Origin of the sequence: Pseudomonas sp. PA-1-3F (assembly GCF_021609665.1) — a bacterium.
GTDB classification, from domain to species: domain Bacteria; phylum Pseudomonadota; class Gammaproteobacteria; order Pseudomonadales; family Pseudomonadaceae; genus Aquipseudomonas; species Aquipseudomonas paracarnis.
Map to the genome: position 1 here is coordinate 76028 of NZ_WJZD01000023.1, position 19578 is coordinate 95605.

A 19578-nucleotide genomic window follows, 5' to 3' on the forward strand; every position below is an offset into this window, starting at 1 on the left:
ATATTCGTACAGCGATTGAATAGAGGGAACGCCCGTGGTGAATGTTGAACAACTTAAAAGCAGCGTCAATCGCATGTCCGCCGATGTGGTGCGTGACGCGGTGAACGAACTGCGCCTCGATGGCCTGGTCACGGAAGGCAAGACGCCGTTTAACAAAGTGCATTTCAACACCTGCTTCGCGGAAATCGAGGCGCTGTTCCAGCGCGCCGGTTATCACAAGCAGCTGGATGTGGTGGGTTATCAGGGCTTGCTCTACGCGTTGTATGACCCGGGTCGTTGGGAAGCGGTGGACGTGCTGCGCTGGCTCAAGGAATTCACCGAGGCGGCAAGCGCCTCGCCAGTGCTGCGAGCTCAACTGGCCAATGCCTGAGATAGGCCCTAGGCAATCGCGCGCCATGGGCGATAATGCCCGCCTGTTTTCCAGGCTTTGAGCGTCGGCATGTCCACTTCCATTTTTTCCCCCTCCCAGCACCAAGCCAGCACCCTGTACTTGCCGCCGGGCTCCTGGGTGACGGTGCTCGATTGCCTGTGCGCACACTTTCCGGCCATCGGCCGCGAACAATGGTTGGACCGCATTGCCCGCGGCCGGGTGCTGGATGTCAATGGCAGCCCGATCAGCCTGGGCCTGGGCTACAAGGAAGGCTTGTGCATCTATTACTTTCGCGAAGTGCCCAACGAGAAAGTGATTCCGGTGCTGGAAAACATCCTGTACGCGGATGAGCACCTGGTGGTGGCGGACAAACCGCATTTCCTGCCAGTGACACCCGCTGGCGAGTACGTCGAGCACACCTTGTTGCGACGCTTGATCCGGCGCCTGGACAATCCCGCCCTGGTGCCCCTGCATCGCATCGACCGACATACGGCGGGGTTGGTGCTGTTCTCCGCCAACCCGCACAGCCGTTCGGCCTATCAGCAATTGTTTCCCACGCGACGTATCGACAAATTCTACGAAGCCATCGCTCCGGCCTTGCCGCACCTCAGCTTCCCGTTGGTGCACAAAAGCCGTTTGGTGGATGGTGAACCTTTCTTTCGCATGCAGGAAGGGCCGGGTGCCAGCAACACCGAGACGGCGGTAGAGGTGCGCGAGAAAAACGCTGATCTATGGCGCTACGGCCTGTTCCCGGTGACCGGCAAGAAGCACCAGCTGCGCGTGCATATGACGGCGCTCGGGGCGAGCATCTGTAATGACCCGTTCTACCCCGAAGTGATCAAGGATGCCGAGGACGATTACGCCAAGCCACTCAAGCTACTGGCCCAGGGCGTGCGTTTTATCGACCCGGTAAGCGGTGAACAACGCAGTTTTCGCAGCCAGATCACCCTGGACTGGTAAACCCCAGGAACAACAAGGCCCGCGCGAGGCGGGCCTTGTGTGCAAGCGCTGAGGCTTACAGGTCTTTAACGGTGCGAACCTGATCTTTATTGATACGGGTGTGCTTGCCGTCCAGTTGTTCGAATTCGTAGAAGCCCGAATCTTCATCGTACTTCGGGGTGTCGACGGCCTGGATTTCGCGACCGTCATTCAGGGTGATCACTGTTGGCGAAGCGCAACCGGCGAGGGTGGCGAGGCCCAGTGCAAGCATGAGAGCGGCGATGGTCCGTTGAGTCATGAGTTTGTCTCCGAGAGAATACTTTTAAATTGCTGACCTTGTGACGTACGGGACGCCGGCAAAGTTCCTTGTGCAGGGTTCATTCTGACATGCCAGCCCCGGGGTGCAACAGCTCGGGCGTATTAAGATTGGCCAGGCGCGGGTCATCGGCCGGACATTCCAGCGCCACGGCACCCAGTTGCAGCCACAGCTTGCGCGGGCTGCGCTCCCCCGCTTGCCACGCCTGTTCCACCTGGTTTTTCAGGCGAGTGGGGATGACGCACAGCAAGGGTTCCCAGAAGTCACCCTGGCGCACCATCACCGGTAGCTGCCGATTGCGTCGTGCGGTCGCACGCAGGTCGGCGAGCAGTCGCGCATCGATCTGCGGCACATCGCAAGGCAATATCAGCAGATGCTCATGGCGTGCGGCGAAGAGTCCTGCACGGATACCTGCCAGCGGGCCGGGGAAGCCCGGGTTGTCATCGCTCACCTGTTGGTCGGCATAGAGCGCGTAGCGTTCATGGTTGCGGTTGCACGAGATGATCAGGTCATCGGTGAGCGGCCGGGCCAACTGGTGCAGGTGGGCGATCAAGGGCTGGCCTTGCCATTCCAGCAGCCCTTTGTCCTGCCCGCCCATGCGTTGGCCGCGACCACCGGCCAGCAACAGGATCGAACACGGCAGGGAAGAAAATTCAAACGTCATGGTGGTTGCGCTGCGGCAGGGAAACAGGGGCCTGTGATATAACATCGGGCTGTTCCTTCGACAACCGGACCGTGCCATGAAAGCCAAGGCCGATGCGCCCTTTGTACCCCTGAATATTGCTGTATTGACGGTCAGCGACACCCGCACCCTGGAGACCGACACCTCCGGCCAGGTCTTCGTCGATCGTCTTGCCGCCGCCGGCCACCGCCTGGCCGAGCGCGTGCTGCTCAAGGACGACCTTTACAAGATTCGCGCCCAGGTGGCCCACTGGATCGCCGAAGACGTGGTGCAGGTGGTGCTGATTACCGGCGGCACCGGCTTCACCGGTCGCGACAGTACCCCTGAAGCGGTGAGCTGCCTGCTCGACAAGCAGGTCGATGGTTTTGGCGAGCTGTTCCGCCAGATCTCCGTGGCCGATATCGGCACCTCCACCGTGCAATCGCGCGCCTTGGCGGGGTTGGCCAATGGCACTCTTGTGTGCTGCCTGCCAGGGTCCACCAATGCCGTGCGCACCGGTTGGGACGGCATCCTCGCCGAGCAGTTGGATAACCGTCACCGCCCATGCAACTTCGTTCCGCATCTGAAGCTGGCCGAACCTTGTGAATCCCGTGGATAAGCCCGGCAAGACCGGCGCCCTGATGCCGGTGGAAGCAGCCCTGCAGCGTTTGCTCGACATGGCCGCCGCCGCGCCGATCCGCGAGCAGGAAGTACTGCCTCTGGCTGAGTGTGATGGCCGGGTATTGGCCCTGGACCTGATCTCCACACTCGACCTGCCACCGTGGCCCAACAGTGCCATGGACGGCTACGCCGTGCGCCTGGCGGACTGGACCGGCGAGCCCTTGGTGGTGAGCCAGCGGATTTTCGCCGGCACTGCCCCTGAACCCTTGGCGGCCGGCACCTGTGCACGCATCTTTACCGGCGCGCCGGTGCCCCAAGGCGCTGACTGCGTGCAGATGCAGGAAAACGCCGTGGTGCATACCGACCAGCGCGTGAGTTTCACCGAGCCATTGCAGATGGGCGACAACATCCGGCCTCAGGGCCAAGAGACCACGGTCGGTGAGACCGTACTCAGTGCCGGCACCCGCCTGGGCCCTATCGAACTCGGTTTGGCCGCGTCTCTTGGACGTGATCGACTCGAGGTGGTGCGGCGCGTACGCGTGGCCGTGTTGTCGACCGGCGACGAACTGATCGAGCCAGGGTTGCCGCTCGGCCCTGGGCAGATCTACAACAGCAACCGCCGCGTGCTGTGCAGTTGGCTGGTGCGCATGGGCTGCGAAGTGATCGATGCCGGGATCCTTCCGGATGACCTGGAACAGACCCGCGCGCGCCTGGCGGGGCTGGGCAGCGTTGACCTGATCCTCTCGACCGGCGGTGTGTCGGTGGGCGAAGCGGACTTCCTCGGCATTGCCTTGCGGGAAGAGGGTGAACTGGCGCTGTGGAAGCTGGCGATCAAACCGGGCAAGCCGCTGACCTTCGGGCATTTTCGTGGCGTGCCGGTGATCGGCCTGCCGGGAAACCCGGCCTCGACCCTGGTGACTTTTGCGCTGCTGGCGCGCCCGTATCTGCTGCGCCGTCAAGGGGTGCAGGAGGTGCAGCCGCTGCGCTTCGAAGTGCCGGCAGGGTTCGTCTGGCCCAAGCCCGGCAACCGCCGCGAGTACCTGCGCGGGCGGATCGAACAGGGCAAGGCGATCATCTACCGCAACCAAAGCTCCGGGGTGCTGCGCAGTGCGGCGTGGGCTGAAGGCTTTGTGGAGGTGCTGGAAGGGACCACGCTGGCCATCGGCGACCGGGTCAACTTCATTCCTTTGAGCGAAGTCCTTAACTGACCGCGCGCTAAAAATGTGGGAGCTGGTTGGCCTGCGATAGCCATAGGTATTTACACAACCTCTGAACGACGCAAAACCTGTGGCGAGGGAGCTCGCTCCCGTGACGACCGACCAGCCGACGCTTATTTACCTGCCGCCCCGCGCTCCCACATTTGGATCGTGGTGCGTCAGGGAGATTTGCGTCGGTTGGTAGGCCGTCACGGGAGCAAGCTCCCTCGCCACAGATCCAGCGTCGCGCCGAAGTTGTGTAGGTACCGATGGCTATCGCAGCCAAGCCGGCTCCCACATTTGGATGTGTATGTGCCCTATGAGCAATCAGTAATCGTCACCCTGCTCAGTGACATCCCGCTCCACCGGCCCCGCCTCCGGGTCGTAGCCGGCCGGGAGCTTGCCCTTCAACGTCCAGGCAAACGCAATGATCTCGGCAATCGTGCGGTACAACTCTTCCGGAATGCTGTCCCCCAGTTCCATGCGCGCCAGCAGCTTCACCAACTCGGCGTTTTCATAGATCGGTACTTCATTCTCCCGTGCCAGCTTGAGGATGGCTTCGGCCAGGGCATCATCGCCTTTGGCTGTCAGAGTAGGGGCCTGTTGGCCGTCGTACTTGAGGGCGATGGCTTGGCGGGGCGGGTCGGCGTTTCTCATGCGGTTTCGTCCACCCAGCGTTGCTCCAGTCCGGTTTTTGGCCCGCGTGGCGGGGTGCCCAGGTGGCAATCCAGGTCGCCGACGTTGAGCCCGGATGAAACCAGGCGCTCACGCAGGCTGCCCAAGTGGCTTTCGATCAGGCTGGCCGTGAAAGGGCGGCTGGCCCATAGCTGGCTGGACAGTTTGCCTTGGGACAGCTGCGCCTGAACTTGCAACGGCCCCAGCGGCTCCATGTCAAAGGCCAGTTCGACGCGCCAAAGCATTTGTTTCGGGTCTTTTTTATCCTTGCGCTCGGGCTGGTCCTTGTCTGGCGCGGGCTCCTCGCGTTGGAACTTGACCTGCAACGGCACGATGTCTTGCAGGGTGCGCATGGGAATCTCCAACTGCCAGGTCGTTTGCAGGCGTCCGTCGGCGGTGGTGCCGGTCTGTTCCAGGCTCGACAGTTGATGGCTCTGCAAGCGCGAGATCGCCCCGGCGGCCAGGCGTAGCAGGTTTTCCAGGTCGCCTTCACCTTCCAGTTTTGCCATCAGTCTTTCGGGCAGCGGGAAGCCGGCGGGTATCTGCCGGGCGCCGACCTGGCCGAGGGTGTTCAGCGGGCTGCGCACAAAGTGCGGCAACACCTGGGCCAGGGTATTGGCGGCGAGGATCGCATTCAGGTTGGTGCTGGCGGGCAGGGCGGGCAGCAGGTCTGCGACCAGGCGTAACAGCGCGCCTTTCATGTCCAACGGTGGGATTTGCGGGTTCTGGCCGGCGAGCAGTTTGGCTTCCAGAAAGGCGCCGCTGTTCTGCACTACCTGGGCCAGCACCTTGGGATTGCTGACCTGTGCCAGATCGGGCAAGGCCGCCAACAATCGCTCGGCGGCGGCCCGCAGTTCGGCCGATGTGCTGTCGCCACGGGGCAGGTTTTGCAAGGCGGTGAACACCGCATCCAGCGAGCCTTGGCGACTTTGCTGAATGGCAAGTTGCTGCGTCACGGCCAGTTGGTCCTTCAGGCCGCTTAGCGGTACGAAGTTCAGGGTCTGCGCGTTCTGCACCACGGCGCTGAGCAAGCTGCCCACCCTCAGCGGCTGAGGGCTTTCCAGGGTCAGGGTGGCACCGGCCAGGGCGTTATTGAGCACACTCACCAGCGAGCGATAGATCGCCGGTTGCGCCGTGCCCTGGGGCAGCATCTGCGTGGTCAGCACCTTGGCTTGCAACAACGTACCTACCGGCATTTGGTTAGTGTCGAGGCGGGTGAGGGCGGCCACGTTGGCACTCATGGCTTGCTGCAAGGTAATGGCCAGGTTGCCCGCAGGCGTCTGGCTCACCGCCACATTGCTGCCCAGGGGCAAGGGCTGGGAGCTGCTGGCCTGCACCAGCGTCTGGCGACCGCCGGCGAGGGTCAGTTTGAGCAATAACTGAAAGGCCTCGCCGCCTTGTTTAAGCGCGATGACCTCAGCGTTCACGGTTTTCCCCGGGTCGATCAACCCGGCCTGCGGCTCCAGCAGTTTGAGCAATGCGCCGGCCCCAGGCAGCGGAGTGGGCCCGGGTGCGAAGGTTGGCGGCAGTGGAGGAAGGTTGATCTCGCCGGTCATCGTGCGCATCGTCTCTGGGGAAATTGCCCTCTTTAGAGTAGGGCATCGCATGTATAATGCCGCCCGTCTGCAAAGAGAGCGGTAAAAACCTCACAACTATTTGATCCAGCTCTCTAAAATCGGTCGCCAAAGCCGTTATTGTGCATCTCTCTATAACGGCCGCTGCACCGCCGACTTGAACCGTAAAGGCCCGCGATCTTTTGACCAGCCCTCTTCTTGAAGCCGTAGCGCTTGCCTGTGAACGCGACCTGCGCCTGCTGTTCGAGCAACTCGACCTGCGGCTGACGGGTGGGGACATGGTGCAAATCAGTGGCCCCAATGGCAGCGGCAAGACCAGCCTGCTGCGCCTGCTGGCCGGGCTGATGCAGCCGACGGCCGGCGTGGTGCATCTCAACGGCAAGCCCTTGAACGAACAGCGTAGCGACCTGGCGCGCAACCTGATCTGGATCGGCCACGCCGCCGGCATCAAAGACGTACTCACTGCTGAAGAAAACCTCAGTTGGCTCAGCGCCCTGCATCATCCTGCTTCCCGTGACGCCATCTGGCAGGCCCTGGCCGCGGTGGGCCTCAAGGGCTTTGAGGACGTTCCCTGCCACACCCTGTCCGCCGGCCAGCAGCGCCGCGTGGCCTTGGCCCGCTTGTACTTGCCCGGCCCGCCGTTGTGGATTCTCGACGAACCTTTCACCGCCCTCGACAAACAAGGCGTGGTTCAACTCGAAGCACACCTGGCCCAGCACTGCGAGCAAGGCGGCCTGGTGGTGCTCACCACCCACCACACCTTGGCGCGTATGCCTGCTGGCTACCGTGAGCTGGACCTGGGGCGGTGGTCGCTATGAGTGTGTTCGCCCTGTTGGTCGCCCGCGAAGCCCGGCTGTTGTGCCGTCGCCCCGCCGAACTGGCCAACCCGCTGGTGTTCTTTGCCATCGTGATCGCGCTGTTCCCGCTGGCGGTTGGCCCGGAGACTAAACTGTTGCAAACCTTGTCCCCAGGACTGGTGTGGGTCGCCGCGCTTTTATCGGTTCTGCTCTCGCTGGACGGGCTGTTTCGCAGTGATTTCGAAGACGGTTCCCTGGAGCAGTGGGTCCTTTCGTCGCACCCGTTGCCACTTCTGGTACTAGCCAAGGTGCTGGCACACTGGGTTTTTTCCGGCTTGGCGCTAGTCTTGCTCTCGCCACTGCTTGCCATGATGCTTGGGTTGCCCGTTGAATGCCTGCCGGTGCTGCTCCTGTCTTTGTTACTCGGCACGCCGGTGCTCAGCCTGTTGGGGGCGGTGGGCGCAGCGTTGACGGTCGGCTTGAAGCGTGGCGGGCTGTTGCTGGCCCTGTTGATTCTGCCTCTGTATATCCCGGTGTTGATCCTGGGCAGTGGCGCGTTGCAAGCCGCGCTCATGGGTATGCCGGCGACCGGTTACCTCTTGTGGCTGGGTAGCCTGACCGCCCTGGCGGTAACCCTGACACCTTTTGCTATAGCCGCCGGCCTGAAAATCAGCGTCGGTGAATAATGAGGTCTGACCCGGCGTCAATGACGCTGAGTCAGTAAAGACCCTGAGCTTTTCGCCACGACGAAAAGCACCGTGATGGAAACAGCAATGAACTGGACCTGGTTTCACAAGCTCGGCTCGCCCAAATGGTTTTATGGCATCAGTGGCAAGCTGCTGCCGTGGTTGAGTATCGCCGCTATCCTGCTGATCGGCATCGGCCTGGTCTGGGGCCTGGCCTTTGCGCCGCCGGACTATCAGCAAGGCAATAGCTTTCGCATCATCTATATCCACGTACCTGCCGCGATGCTGGCCCAGTCCTGCTATGTGATGCTGGCGGTGTGTGGCATCGTCGGCCTGGTATGGAAGATGAAGCTGGCCGACGTGGCCCTGCAATGCGCCGCGCCGATCGGTGCATGGATGACCGCCGTGGCACTGGTGACCGGTGCGATCTGGGGCAAACCGACCTGGGGCTCGTGGTGGGTGTGGGATGCGCGCCTGACCTCGATGCTGATCCTGCTGTTCCTGTATTTCGGCCTGATTGCCCTGGGCAACGCCATCAGCAACCGTGACAGCGCCGCCAAGGCTTGCGCGGTGCTGGCGATTGTCGGCGTGATCAACATCCCGATCATCAAGTACTCGGTGGAGTGGTGGAACACCCTGCACCAGGGCGCCACCTTCACCCTCACCGAAAAACCGGCGATGCCCGTGGAGATGTGGGCGCCGTTGCTGTTGATGGTGCTGGGCTTCTACTGTTTCTTCGGCGCCGTATTGCTGCTGCGCATGCGCCTTGAAGTGCTCAAGCGTGAAGCCCGTACCAGTTGGGTGAAAGTCGAAGTGCAAAATTGCCTGGGAGCACGTGGATGAGTTTTGCTTCTTTCAGCGATTTTCTCGCCATGGGCCACCACGCCCTGTATGTCTGGACGGCCTATGGCATCTGCCTGGCGGTGCTGGCCCTCAACGTCGCCGCGCCGATCCTGGCCCGCAAGCGTTACCTGCAACAAGAGGCGCGACGTCTGCGCCGGGAGACCGAAAAGTGAATCCGCTGCGTAGAAAGCGTCTGTTGATCATCCTTGCCATCCTGGCCGGCGTCGGCATTGCCGTGACCCTGGCCCTGAGCGCCCTGCAGCAGAACATCAACCTGTTCTACACGCCCACCCAGATCGCCAATGGCGAGGCACCGGTCGATACGCGCATCCGCGCTGGCGGCATGGTGGAGCAGGGCTCGTTGAAGCGTTCCGGCGATTCGTTGGACGTGACCTTCGTCGTCACCGATTTCAACAAGGCCGTGACCATCACCTATCGCGGCATCCTCCCGGACCTGTTCCGGGAAGGCCAGGGCATTGTCGCCCTGGGCAAGCTCAACGCCGATGGCGTGGTAGTGGCTGACGAAGTGCTGGCCAAGCACGATGAAAAATACATGCCGCCCGAGGTCACCAAAGCCTTGAAAGACAGCGGCCAAACCGCTCCCGCCACCCCAGTCAAGGAGGGCTGAGCCATGACGTTCGCACTGTTTATTCCGGAGCTGGGCCAGTTGGCGATGATCCTCGCGCTGTGCTTTGCCGTGGTCCAGGCCGTGGTGCCCTTGCTTGGTGCCTGGCGCGGCGACCGCCTGTGGATGAGCCTGGCGCAGCCGGCCGCCTGGGGCCAGTTTGCCTTCTTGCTGTTCGCCTTTGGGTGCCTGACCTACGCCTTCATGACCGACGATTTTTCGGTCGCCTACGTTGCCAACAACTCCAACAGCGCTTTGCCCTGGTACTACAAGTTCAGCGCCGTGTGGGGTGCCCACGAAGGTTCATTGCTGTTGTGGGCCTTGATCCTCGGCGGCTGGACCTTCGCCGTCTCGGTGTTCTCGCGCCAATTGCCGCAAGTGATGCTGGCGCGGGTGCTGGCGGTGATGGGCATGATCAGCATCGGCTTCCTGCTGTTCCTGATCATGACCTCCAACCCGTTCACCCGCATCCTGCCGCAGATCCCGGTGGACGGTCACGACCTCAACCCGTTGCTGCAGGATATCGGCCTGATCGTGCACCCGCCGATGCTCTACATGGGTTATGTGGGGTTCTCCGTGGCCTTCGCGTTTGCCATCGCCGCCTTGCTCGGCGGTCGTCTCGACGCCGCCTGGGCGCGCTGGTCACGGCCATGGACCATCGTTGCCTGGGCCTTCCTCGGTATCGGTATCACCCTGGGCTCATGGTGGGCCTACTACGAACTCGGCTGGGGCGGCTGGTGGTTCTGGGACCCAGTGGAAAACGCCTCCTTCATGCCGTGGCTGGTGGGTACCGCGCTGATTCACTCCCTGGCCGTCACCGAAAAACGTGGCGTGTTCAAGAGCTGGACGGTACTGCTCGCCATCGCGGCGTTTTCCCTCAGCCTGCTCGGCACTTTCCTGGTGCGCTCGGGCGTGCTGACCTCGGTGCATGCGTTTGCCTCAGACCCTGAGCGCGGCGTGTTCATCCTGATCTTCCTGCTGTTTGTCGTCGGCGGCTCGCTCACCTTGTTTGCCTTGCGCGCGCCGGTGGTCAAGAGCCAGGTCGGTTTCAACCTGTGGTCGCGGGAAACCCTGTTGCTGGGCAATAACCTGGTGCTGGTGGTAGCCGCGTCGATGATCCTGCTCGGCACCCTCTACCCGCTGGTGCTGGACGCCTTGAGCGGCGCCAAGCTGTCCGTGGGGCCGCCGTACTTCAATGCGTTGTTCATCCCGCTGATGGGCCTGTTGATGGTGGTGATGGCGGTCGGCGTGCTGGTGCGCTGGAAAGACACCCCGGTGAAATGGCTGGCGGGCATGCTGATGCCGGTGCTGCTCGGCAGCGTGGCCCTGGCGGTGATCGCCGGGTTTGCCTACGGCGACTTCAATTGGGCGGTACTCGCGACGTTCCTGCTGGCAGCCTGGGTGTTGCTCGCGGGGGCGCGGGACATCGTCGACAAAACGCGCCACAAGGGTTTGCTCAAGGGCCTGCCCACCCTGACCCGCAGCTACTGGGGCATGCAGATCGCTCACATTGGTATCGCGGTGTGCGCCCTTGGGGTAGTGCTGTCCAGCCAGAACAGCGCCGAGCGCGACCTGCGCCTGGCGCCGGGCGAGTCCATGGACCTGGCCGGTTACCACTTCATCTTCGAAGGTGCCAAGCACTTCGAAGGGCCGAACTTCACTTCCGACAAAGGCACGGTGCGCGTAGTGCGCAATGGCAAGGAAATCGCCGTGCTGCACCCGGAGAAACGCCTGTACACCGTGCAGAGTTCGATGATGACCGAGGCTGGTATCGACGCCGGTTTCACCCGTGACCTGTATGTGGCCCTCGGTGAACCCTTGGGCGACGGGGCCTGGGCCGTGCGCGTGCATGTCAAACCCTTCGTGCGCTGGATCTGGTTCGGCGGTTTGCTCACCGGGTTCGGCGGGTTGCTCGCAGCGCTGGACCGGCGCTATCGGGTCAAGGTCAAGAGCCGGGTGCGTGAAGCGCTTGGCCTTTCGGGAGCTGCGGTATGAAGCGTTGGTTGATGGTTGTGCCGCTGGCGTTGTTCCTGCTGGTGGCGGTGTTCCTGTATCGCGGGTTGTACCTGGACCCTGCCGAGCTGCCTTCGGCGATGATCGGCAAGCCGTTCCCCGCCTTCAACCTGCCAACGGTGCAGGGTGACAAGACCCTGACCCAGGCAGACTTGCAGGGCAAGCCGGCGCTGGTCAACGTGTGGGCCACCTGGTGCATCTCTTGCCGCGTCGAACACCCGGTGTTGAACAAGCTGGCCGAGAAGGGTGTGGTGATCTACGGCATCAACTACAAGGACGACAATGCGGCGGCCGTGAAGTGGTTGGCGGAGTTTCATAACCCGTACCAGCTGGATATCCGCGACGAAGACGGCAACCTGGGATTGAATCTGGGTGTGTACGGCGCGCCGGAAACTTTCTTCATCGACGCCAAAGGTGTGATCCGCGACAAGTTCGTCGGCGTGATCGACGAAACGGTGTGGCGTGAGCAACTGGCCGCCAAGTACCAGGCCCTGGTCGATGAGGCCAAGCCATGAAGCGTTGGTTGACCGCTGCCGTTTTAGCCCTGGGCCTGGCCGGCGTGGCCCACGCCGCCATCGACACCTATGAATTCGCCAACGACGCGCAGCGTGAGCGTTTCCGCGACCTGACCAAGGAACTGCGCTGCCCCAAATGCCAGAACCAGGACATCGCCGACTCCAACGCCCCGATCGCCACCGACCTGCGCAGAGAGATTTTCCGCATGCTGGGGGAGGGCAAGGACGACCAGCAGATCATCGACTTCATGGTCGACCGCTACGGTGATTTCGTACGCTACAAACCGGCACTCACCGGCAAGACCGCGCTGCTGTGGTTTGGCCCGGCCGGGCTGTTGCTGGCCGGCGTGGTGGTAATGGCCGTGATCGTGCGTCGGCGCCGTGTCGCACCGATTGATGGCGCCGATGCGCTGTCCCCTGAAGAGCGTAAACGCCTCGACCAATTGCTGGACACCAAGACTGATGATTGATTTCTGGCTCGCAGCCGGTTTGCTGCTACTGATTGCCCTGAGTTTCCTGTTGATCCCTGTGTTGCGTGGCCGTCGTGCCCAGCGTGAAGAGGATCGCACCGCGTTGAACGTGGCGCTGTACCAGGAACGCGTCGCCGAGCTGCAAGCGCAGCAGGACGAAGGTGTGTTGAATACCGCGCAACTCGACACCGGCCGCGCCGAAGCGGCCCGTGAGTTGCTGGCCGACACTGAAGGTGTGGAAAAGCCCCGCGAATCGCGGTTAGGCAAACCGCTGCCGTTTTTGGCGGCGTTTCTGGTGCCTGTGCTGGGCGTTGCGCTGTACCTGCATTATGGCGCGAGCGACAAGGTTGAACTGACCCGTGAGTTTTCCCAACCGCCGGTGTCCATGGCCGACATGACCCGCCGCCTGGAACGCGCCGCCGCTGCACAACCGGATTCGGCAGAAGGTTTGTACTTCCTTGGGCGCGCCTATATGGCCCAAGACCGTGCCGGCGATGCCGCCAAAGTCTTTGAACGTACGGTTGCGTTGGCCGGGCGCCAACCGGAACTGCTCGGGCAATGGGCCCAGGCGCAGTACTTTGCTGACAACAAACAATGGTCGCCTCAGGTTCAGGCGCTGACCGACGAAGCCTTGAAGCTCGATCCCAAGGAAGTCACCAGTCTTGGCCTGTTGGGTATCGCTGCCTTTGAGGGCCAGCGTTATCAGGAAGCCATCGACTACTGGAACCGCCTGCTCGCGCAACTGCCGCCAGAAGACAATTCCCGTGTCGCCCTGCAAGGCGGGATTGATCGCGCGGCAGAGAAGCTCAAGGAGAGCGGTGGCAGCGTCGCCCAGGCGCCCAAGGCGCTACTGACCGTGCGGGTGGACTTATCTGCCGAAGTGAAGGCCAACGTCCTGCCAGGCGACAGCGTGTTCATCTTTGCCCGCGCCGTAAACGGCCCCCCGGCGCCCTTGGCTGCCAAGCGTGTGACCGTCGACGCATTGCCGGTCACCGTCGAACTGGGCGATGCCGACGCGATGATGCCGCAGTTGAAACTGTCCAACTTCCCCGAAGTCCAACTGGTTGCGCGCATATCCCGGGCCGGCCAACCGACCACTGGCGAATGGATCGGCCGCAGCCAACCGTTGGCCAGCAGCACCACTGCGTTGCAGCAACTGACCATCGACACTCCGGACCAGTAATTCTGAGGACACACCCATGACCGCATTTGCACGCATCACCTTGCTCAGCCTGGTACTCGGCCTGAGCGCCTGTGCGGTCCACCGCCCACCTCCGGCGCCGACCGGCCCGACTATTCCACCGTCTGGCCCCTCGACCCAGCCGAACACCAAGCCCAGCACCAAACCTTCCGGCCCGGTGACGCCACCGGCCAAACCCCTGCCAAGCAAGTCGCCGACCTTTGCCCCACCGCCGGGCGCCGCCAGCCACTGGGACGGCAAGATGCAGGTGTACGTGCTCGACGATCAGCCTGACACCTTCTACCGCCAGCGCACTTACTACCGTTGGAGCAACGGCTGGAGCCGCTCCATCAGCCCCAACGGGCCATGGGAAGAGACCAACGTGCAAGGCGTGCCGCCGGGGTTGAGCAAGCAGTACGCGCAATGACAAAAGGCGGCCTGAGGGTTAATGCCAGTCAGTTAAGACAGAATCGGTAACTGTGGCGAGGGAGCTTGCTCCCGCTGGGGCGCGAAGCGGCCCCAAAAATGGGACTGCTACGCAGTCCAGCGGGAGCAAGCTCCCTCGCCACAAGTCACTGGTTGTCTGCTCTAGCTCTTAACTGACTGGCATTAGGCCTGAGGGTCGCCTTTTTCATGGCTTTCAAACGCACTGTGTAGATCACGGTAGGGCCAAGCAATTAAAGCCCGACGCATGCGCCGAATGCGCAGTGCGCTGTAGTGATGTGGCTATCGCTGGCCTGGCGTGGGAAGGATTGCTAGGTATACTTTCCTACGACTATTACGACGTGGCCGCCCGGGTGCAAACCAGGCGCTGCGCAGTGGTCCCGGGGATGCACCTGTCTGGGGACAAGCGAAGAGGGTTTTTAATGGCAGGCAGGTTGATCTATCTCATCGGGCCATCGGGTTCGGGCAAAGACAGTCTGCTGGATGCCGCACGCCCACGTCTGGTTGAGCGTGGGTGCCGCATGGTGCGACGGGTGATCACTCGGTCCGCGGAGGCGGTGGGCGAAGCGGCGCAAGGTGTGAGCCCCGAGCAGTTTGCGGCCATGGAGGCCGAGGGCGCATTTGCCTTGAGCTGGCAGGCTAATGGCTTGTCCTACGGCATCCCCAGGGAAATCGACGGTTGGCTGGCCGCGGGGGACGACGTTCTGGTCAACGGTTCCCGTGCGCACCTGGCGCAAACCCGTGAGCGTTATCCGACCTTGCTGGTATTGCTGCTGACGGTGGACCAAGCGGTGCTGCGCCAGCGTCTGATTGCGCGTGGACGGGAGTCATTGGCGGATATCGAGGAGCGCCTCGCGCGCAATGCGCGGTTCACTGCCGAATTGATTGCCGGTCATGGCGCGGGGTTGTTCGTATTGGATAATTCCGGCCCGTTGGCGCATACCGTCGAACGCTTGCTGTGTTGCCTGGAGCACGGGCACAGCGTGAACACCTGACCCAGTAGTGCATGGGTAATGCCAGCGCTCAGATAAAACCCGGAGACGGAGCTCATATTCTCAATACGCACCCATGCCGACTTGTTGGTGGACTTCAATACGGAGAAGACAAGATCGACCTGTCGCAAATGGCACGCGACGGCAAGATAGCGTTGAACTTCGTTGAGCACTATACAGGGGCGGCAGGGGGCACGATTGTTTGACGCAACGCGGGGCGGGACTTACTCAATGGTTGATTAAGTCCCGCCCCTTTGTGCGTTGTGAAACGTTTTTATGAGCCGAAGGCCCCGTCAGGACGCTTGGGCAGTGGCCAACGCGGCTTTACGTGACGCGCTCAGGAAGCGCAGCAAGGCCACCAGCGCAAATGCGCTGCCCACCAGCATGACGGCCAACCAGCCGCCATGTTCATACACGCTGCTGGCAATCGCCGAACCGAACGCACCGCCGATAAAAATGCTGGTCATGTACAGCGCGTTCAGGCGGCTGCGGCTGTTGGCATCGAGGGCGTAGATGGCGCGCTGGCCGAGGACCATATTCATCTGCACGCAGAAGTCCAGAACCACACCGGTGACTGCCAGGCCGATCACGCTGTAGAGCGGGTGTACCAACGCCGGCAGGAAACTCAGCGCGCCAAACAGCATCGCCAGCAACGAGGCGCGGTGGGTATGGCCGGCATCGGCCAGGCGACCGGCCATGGGCGCGGCGATGGCGCCAAGGGCACCGACCAGGGCAAACAGTGCGATCTCGCTTTGGCTCAGGCCGTGGTTACGCGCCAGTTCCAGTGGTACGGCAGTCCAGAACAGGCTGAAGGCAGCGAACATGCAACCCTGGTAGAACGCCCGCTGGCGCAACAGCGGTTGCTCACGCAACAGGGTGCCCAGGGAGCGCAGCAACTGGCCGTAGCTGGCACTGTGATCGGGCTGGCGCTTGGGGATTGTCAGCATCAGCACCACGCTGATAAACGCCATCAGTGCGGCGGCCGCCATGAACATCGTACGCCAACCGAAGTGGTCGGCCACCACGCTCGACACCGGCCGTGCCAGCAGGATGCCCAGCAGCAGGCCGCCCATGATGCTGCCGACCACCCGGCCCCGGGATTCGGCCGGCGCCAGGTGTGCGGCCAGCGGAATCAGGATCTGCACCGAGACGGAACTGAAACCGATCAGCAGCGACACCAGCAAGAACAGATTCGGCTGTTCGATAAACGCCGCACCCAACAGGCTGGCGATCGCCACGACGGTGGTGGCGATCATCAGCTTGCGGTTTTCCAGCAGGTCGCCCAGAGGCACCAGGAAAAACAGGCCCAGGGCATAGCCGATTTGCGTGAGGGACACGATCAGGCTGGCCATTGCCGGCGTCAGGCCAATGTCCGGGGCAATCAACTCGATGATCGGTTGCGCATAGTAGATATTGGCGACGATGGCGCCGCAGCAAAACGCGAACAGCATGACCATGCCCCGGGTCATGGTGCCTGCAGCGTGAGAGGTTGCGTTCATGGTGTACTCATAAAGGCGAAGGACGATGGCGTGAGAGAGTAAAGACAAGGCTCTCAAGTGAGTAGGCTGGTTGTGGTGATATCACTTATGCCGGCTGATGATACATTCAGACACATCTGCCCTACGCAAAAAAGTGGGAGCTGGCTTGCCTGCGATGGCGGTGCACCAGTCACCAGAAATATGACTGATAGACCGCTTTGGCAGGCAAGCCAGCTCCCACAGGTTTGACCGAGTTGATTCAGTCAGATGGGTTATTGGCCAGAGTAGATCTGGTCAAACACCCCGCCATCATTGAAATGGGTCTTTTGCACTGTGCGCCAGTCGCCGAAGGTCTTCTCCACCGACAGGAAGTCCACCTTGGGGAACCGGTCGGTGTACTTGGCCAGCACCTTAGGGTCCCGTGGGCGCAGGTAGTTGTTGGCCGCAATTTCCTGGCCCTCGGGCGACCACAGATACTTGAGGTAGTCCTCAGCCACCGCACGGGTGCCTTTTTTCTCGACCACTTTATCCACCACCGACACCGGCGGTTCGGCCTCGGCGGAAACGCTTGGATAGACCACTTCGAACTGATCACGGCCAAACTCGCGGGCGATCATTTCTGCTTCGTTTTCAAAGGTCACCAGCACGTCGCCAATCTGGTTGGTCATGAAGGTTGTGGTGGCGGCGCGGCCACCGGTGTCCAGCACTGGCGCTTGCTTGAACAACTTGCCAACGAAGGTCTTGGCCTTTTCTTCATCGCCGCCGTTCTTCAGCACGTAACCCCAGGCCGACAGATAGGTGTAGCGGCCGTTACCCGAGGTCTTAGGGTTGGGCACGATTACCTGCACGCCGTCCTTGAGCAGGTCGGGCCAGTCTTTCAACGCCTTGGGGTTACCTTTGCGCACAATAAACACCGTGGCTGAGGTGAATGGCGCACTGTTGTTCGGCAGGCGTGTCACCCAGTTGTCCGGCACCAGCTTGCCGTTGTCGACCAGGGCATTGATATCGGTAGCCATGTTCATGGTGATCACGTCGGCGGGCAGGCCGTCGATCACTGAGCGCGCCTGTTTGCTGGAGCCGCCGAAGGACATCTGCAGCGTCAGCTTGTCGTCCGGATGCTCGGCTGCCCAGTGCTTCTGGAAAGCGGCGTTGTAGTCCTTGTAGAAGTCGCGCATCACGTCGTAGGAGACGTTGAGCAGGGTGGTCGCTGCCTGGGCGGAGCCCGCCAAGGCCAGGCCGGCGGCAAGTAGAGAGGCGCTGAGGATTTTTTTCACTGCTCATTCCTTGTTGTTCGAGAAGAGGGAGGCAATTTGCCAGCGACTATAGCCGGGCCTGCATAGAGCTTTAAAGATTAAAACGAACTTTGCTTATTCCAGTTTTCGAAACAGATTGCTGCCACAGCGCGCGCAAAACGCGGCGTTGGGTTCATGGCTGTCCTTCTTGCACACTGGGCAGTCGGTATGCAGCTGTTCGCCGCGCATGGCACTTGCCAGTTCAGCGGTAAAAATACCCGTCGGCACGGCGATGATCGAGTAACCGGTGATCATCACCAGCGAAGAAATCACCTGGCCCAGGGGCGTCTTGGGCACGATATCGCCGAAGCCCACGGTGGTCAGGGTGACGATCGCCCAGTAGATGCCCTTGGGGATACTGGTAAAGCCATGTTCCGGGCCTTCGATCACGTACATCAAGGTGCCGAACACCGTCACCAGGGTGCACACGCTGACCAGGAACACCACGATCTTCTGCTTGCTGCCGCGCAGCGCCGCCATCAGGTAGTTGGCCTGCTTGAGATACGGGCTGAGCTTGAGCACGCGGAAGATGCGCAGCATCCGGATGATGCGGATGATCAGCAGATACTGGGCGTCGCTGTAGTACAGCGCGAGGATGCCGGGGACGATGGCGAGCAGGTCCACCAAGCCATAAAAGCTGAAGGCATAGCGCAGCGGCTTGGGCGAGCAATACAGGCGCAGGCCGTACTCGATGGCGAAGATCAGCGTGAAGCCCCACTCGATATAGGCCAGCACGTCGGCGTAGTTCTGATGGATTGTGTCGATGCTGTCGAGCATCACGATCACCAGGCTGGCGAGGATGATCAGCAGCAGGATGCCGTCAAAGCGCCGCCCGGCGACGGTGTCGCTTTGGAACACCATGATGTAGAGGCGCTGGCGCCAGTCGTTGTTGCTGTCCATAAACCCTGCCTGAAACGAATATCGAGCAAGCCTAGGGCGATTCGAACGGGCTGTCCATGTGAGGCTTGTGCAGCATTCGCTGACCGGCGCGCACCAGCCAGCACGCGAGAATAAATGGCGCGGTCAGCGCGGGCAGGTGCAGGCCGCAAAAGCCAGGGGTGAGCAGGATGGCCAGGCCGATACCCAGCAGTGGCAACCAAGGCTGGCGACGCGACGAGCACAGGGCCAGCGCGGCCAGCGCGGGGTTATAGCTATGCAGGCCGAGCAGGGCGCCAGTGGGGTCGTTCAACCACAGGCCGGCCAGCATGCCGAGAGTGGCGCCGCCCAAGGCCCACGCGACGGCGCGACGGTCGGCCAGCAGCAAGCCCAGGGCGATCAGCACACCCGCCAGGGGCTGATCCAGCAGCATGATTTGCCCAAGGCCGGTGAAGGGTGCTGCCAGTACAGCGACAGTGTCGGGCTCGCTCAGCGCAAGGGTGTTCTCCGGGGCCTGGCCGAGCAGCAACCAGCCCAGGCCAACAAAGGGCGCGGTGTACGCTGGCAAATCCAGGGGTTGGGTCGCGTGTTTCAACCAGTGCCGAGTGAGGATGGCACTCAAGCCGCCGCACGCCAGGATCAGCGGCGGCACCAGCGCCGACCAGGCAAAGTGCTGGCTGATCAACAGGCCCAGCAATACGCCGTTGTAGCTATACAGCCCGGCCTGGCGCTCGGCCTTGGGATACCCCCGGCGCTGGGCCGTGAGCAACCCTGCGACGCCCCCCAGCAAGGCACCGCCAAGCAAGGCAGGGGCACCGATCAGGATCGCCAGCAGGCACAGCAGGCCGCACAGCGGGTGGCGCTGCAGGAAGATTTGGCTGAAGCCGTTGAGCAGGGCTTCGGCCCAGTCGGGGCAGGTTGGGTTGTGCATTTGGGTTGAGTCAATAAGACCGAGTTGCCCTCATCGCAGGCAAGCCAGCTCCCACATTTGATTGATGTTCGACATGCAAACTCG

At 62.0% G+C, this 19578-nt stretch carries 23 protein-coding genes; 15 read left to right on the top strand and 8 right to left on the bottom strand.

From position 1 onward, the window contains the following. Positions 1 to 34 precede the first annotated feature (34 nt). Together GIV26_RS17595 and GIV26_RS17600 are read left to right on the top strand one after the other, a co-directional pair. Positions 35 to 370 carry a transcriptional regulator gene (locus GIV26_RS17595; protein WP_236281667.1) on the top strand — a complete coding sequence of 112 codons (336 nt, stop codon included), beginning with the start codon at positions 35 to 37 and terminating at the stop codon, positions 368 to 370. Positions 371 to 439: 69 nt separating this feature from the next. Further along, entirely contained in the window at positions 440 to 1330 is an 891-nt protein-coding gene (locus tag GIV26_RS17600; protein ID WP_054897890.1) for a pseudouridine synthase, read from the top strand. Positions 1331 to 1385: 55 nt separating this feature from the next. On the opposite strand, the gene GIV26_RS17605 is transcribed toward GIV26_RS17600, so the two are convergent. Together GIV26_RS17605 and mobA are read right to left on the bottom strand one after the other, a co-directional pair. After that, positions 1386 to 1607 (bottom strand): YgdI/YgdR family lipoprotein, encoded by a 222-nt coding sequence (locus GIV26_RS17605; protein ID WP_003189935.1) that lies wholly within the window; start codon positions 1605 to 1607, stop codon positions 1386 to 1388. Between the two features lie 79 nt (positions 1608 to 1686). Next, entirely contained in the window at positions 1687 to 2289 is a 603-nt protein-coding gene (mobA, locus tag GIV26_RS17610) for a molybdenum cofactor guanylyltransferase MobA (RefSeq protein ID WP_057976736.1), read from the bottom strand. A gap of 76 nt (positions 2290 to 2365) precedes the next feature. On the opposite strand from mobA, the gene moaB reads away from it, so the two are divergent. Together moaB and GIV26_RS17620 are read left to right on the top strand one after the other, a co-directional pair. Further along, positions 2366 to 2905, top strand: a complete 540-nt coding sequence (gene moaB / locus GIV26_RS17615) for a molybdenum cofactor biosynthesis protein B (RefSeq protein ID WP_034127168.1) — start codon at positions 2366 to 2368, stop codon at positions 2903 to 2905. After that, positions 2889 to 4115, top strand: coding sequence for a molybdopterin molybdotransferase MoeA (locus GIV26_RS17620; RefSeq protein WP_057976687.1), 1227 nt, complete (start codon positions 2889 to 2891; stop codon positions 4113 to 4115). Before moaB ends, GIV26_RS17620 begins: the two co-directional genes overlap by 17 nt. A gap of 315 nt (positions 4116 to 4430) precedes the next feature. Here GIV26_RS17620 and GIV26_RS17625 read toward each other — a convergent pair whose 3' ends face one another. After that, the gene (locus GIV26_RS17625) at positions 4431 to 4760 is read right to left on the bottom strand and encodes an EscU/YscU/HrcU family type III secretion system export apparatus switch protein (RefSeq protein WP_236281669.1); all 330 of its coding nucleotides are present in this window, start codon (positions 4758 to 4760) and stop codon (positions 4431 to 4433) included. Further along, positions 4757 to 6334, bottom strand: coding sequence for a flagellar hook-length control protein FliK (fliK, locus tag GIV26_RS17630; RefSeq protein ID WP_236281671.1), 1578 nt, complete (start codon positions 6332 to 6334; stop codon positions 4757 to 4759). Before fliK ends, GIV26_RS17625 begins: the two co-directional genes overlap by 4 nt. A gap of 200 nt (positions 6335 to 6534) precedes the next feature. On the opposite strand from fliK, the gene ccmA reads away from it, so the two are divergent. From ccmA to phnN, 11 genes are all read left to right on the top strand, one after another. Beyond that, entirely contained in the window at positions 6535 to 7170 is a 636-nt protein-coding gene (gene ccmA, locus GIV26_RS17635) for a cytochrome c biogenesis heme-transporting ATPase CcmA (RefSeq protein WP_236281673.1), read from the top strand. After that, positions 7167 to 7835 carry a heme exporter protein CcmB gene (gene ccmB / locus GIV26_RS17640; RefSeq protein ID WP_014717701.1) on the top strand — a complete coding sequence of 223 codons (669 nt, stop codon included), beginning with the start codon at positions 7167 to 7169 and terminating at the stop codon, positions 7833 to 7835. Before ccmA ends, ccmB begins: the two co-directional genes overlap by 4 nt. A gap of 87 nt (positions 7836 to 7922) precedes the next feature. Beyond that, a complete protein-coding gene (locus GIV26_RS17645) occupies positions 7923 to 8678 on the top strand; it encodes a heme ABC transporter permease (RefSeq protein WP_198862250.1) in 756 nt (251 codons plus the stop codon). Further along, positions 8675 to 8851 carry a heme exporter protein CcmD gene (ccmD, locus tag GIV26_RS17650; RefSeq protein ID WP_034127174.1) on the top strand — a complete coding sequence of 59 codons (177 nt, stop codon included), beginning with the start codon at positions 8675 to 8677 and terminating at the stop codon, positions 8849 to 8851. The genes GIV26_RS17645 and ccmD overlap by 4 nt, the downstream gene beginning before the upstream one ends. After that, on the top strand, positions 8848 to 9306 hold the full coding sequence (gene ccmE, locus GIV26_RS17655) for a cytochrome c maturation protein CcmE (protein ID WP_014717703.1): 459 nt from the start codon (positions 8848 to 8850) through the stop codon (positions 9304 to 9306). Before ccmD ends, ccmE begins: the two co-directional genes overlap by 4 nt. A gap of 3 nt (positions 9307 to 9309) precedes the next feature. After that, entirely contained in the window at positions 9310 to 11298 is a 1989-nt protein-coding gene (locus GIV26_RS17660; RefSeq protein WP_057976693.1) for a heme lyase CcmF/NrfE family subunit, read from the top strand. Continuing rightward, a complete protein-coding gene (locus tag GIV26_RS17665) occupies positions 11295 to 11831 on the top strand; it encodes a DsbE family thiol:disulfide interchange protein (RefSeq protein WP_089042699.1) in 537 nt (178 codons plus the stop codon). Before GIV26_RS17660 ends, GIV26_RS17665 begins: the two co-directional genes overlap by 4 nt. Beyond that, complete coding sequence (locus GIV26_RS17670; RefSeq protein WP_020301388.1) at positions 11828 to 12301, top strand: cytochrome c-type biogenesis protein; 474 nt, start codon at positions 11828 to 11830, stop codon at positions 12299 to 12301. Before GIV26_RS17665 ends, GIV26_RS17670 begins: the two co-directional genes overlap by 4 nt. Continuing rightward, a complete protein-coding gene (ccmI, locus tag GIV26_RS17675; RefSeq protein ID WP_054920117.1) occupies positions 12294 to 13484 on the top strand; it encodes a c-type cytochrome biogenesis protein CcmI in 1191 nt (396 codons plus the stop codon). Before GIV26_RS17670 ends, ccmI begins: the two co-directional genes overlap by 8 nt. A gap of 16 nt (positions 13485 to 13500) precedes the next feature. Next, the gene (locus tag GIV26_RS17680; RefSeq protein ID WP_034127179.1) at positions 13501 to 13908 is read left to right on the top strand and encodes a lipoprotein; all 408 of its coding nucleotides are present in this window, start codon (positions 13501 to 13503) and stop codon (positions 13906 to 13908) included. Between the two features lie 439 nt (positions 13909 to 14347). Then, complete coding sequence (gene phnN, locus GIV26_RS17685; protein WP_089042701.1) at positions 14348 to 14920, top strand: phosphonate metabolism protein/1,5-bisphosphokinase (PRPP-forming) PhnN; 573 nt, start codon at positions 14348 to 14350, stop codon at positions 14918 to 14920. A 290-nt stretch (positions 14921 to 15210) separates the two neighbouring features. On the opposite strand, the gene GIV26_RS17690 is transcribed toward phnN, so the two are convergent. From GIV26_RS17690 to GIV26_RS17705, 4 genes are all read right to left on the bottom strand, one after another. Then, positions 15211 to 16416 carry an MFS transporter gene (locus GIV26_RS17690; protein ID WP_236281675.1) on the bottom strand — a complete coding sequence of 402 codons (1206 nt, stop codon included), beginning with the start codon at positions 16414 to 16416 and terminating at the stop codon, positions 15211 to 15213. 251 nt (positions 16417 to 16667) lie between these two features. Beyond that, positions 16668 to 17669 (bottom strand): sulfate ABC transporter substrate-binding protein, encoded by a 1002-nt coding sequence (locus GIV26_RS17695; RefSeq protein WP_186608073.1) that lies wholly within the window; start codon positions 17667 to 17669, stop codon positions 16668 to 16670. A gap of 93 nt (positions 17670 to 17762) precedes the next feature. Next, entirely contained in the window at positions 17763 to 18587 is an 825-nt protein-coding gene (locus GIV26_RS17700) for an ion transporter (RefSeq protein WP_014717713.1), read from the bottom strand. A gap of 31 nt (positions 18588 to 18618) precedes the next feature. Then, complete coding sequence (locus tag GIV26_RS17705; RefSeq protein WP_054920108.1) at positions 18619 to 19494, bottom strand: urea transporter; 876 nt, start codon at positions 19492 to 19494, stop codon at positions 18619 to 18621. Positions 19495 to 19578: the final 84 nt, after the last annotated feature.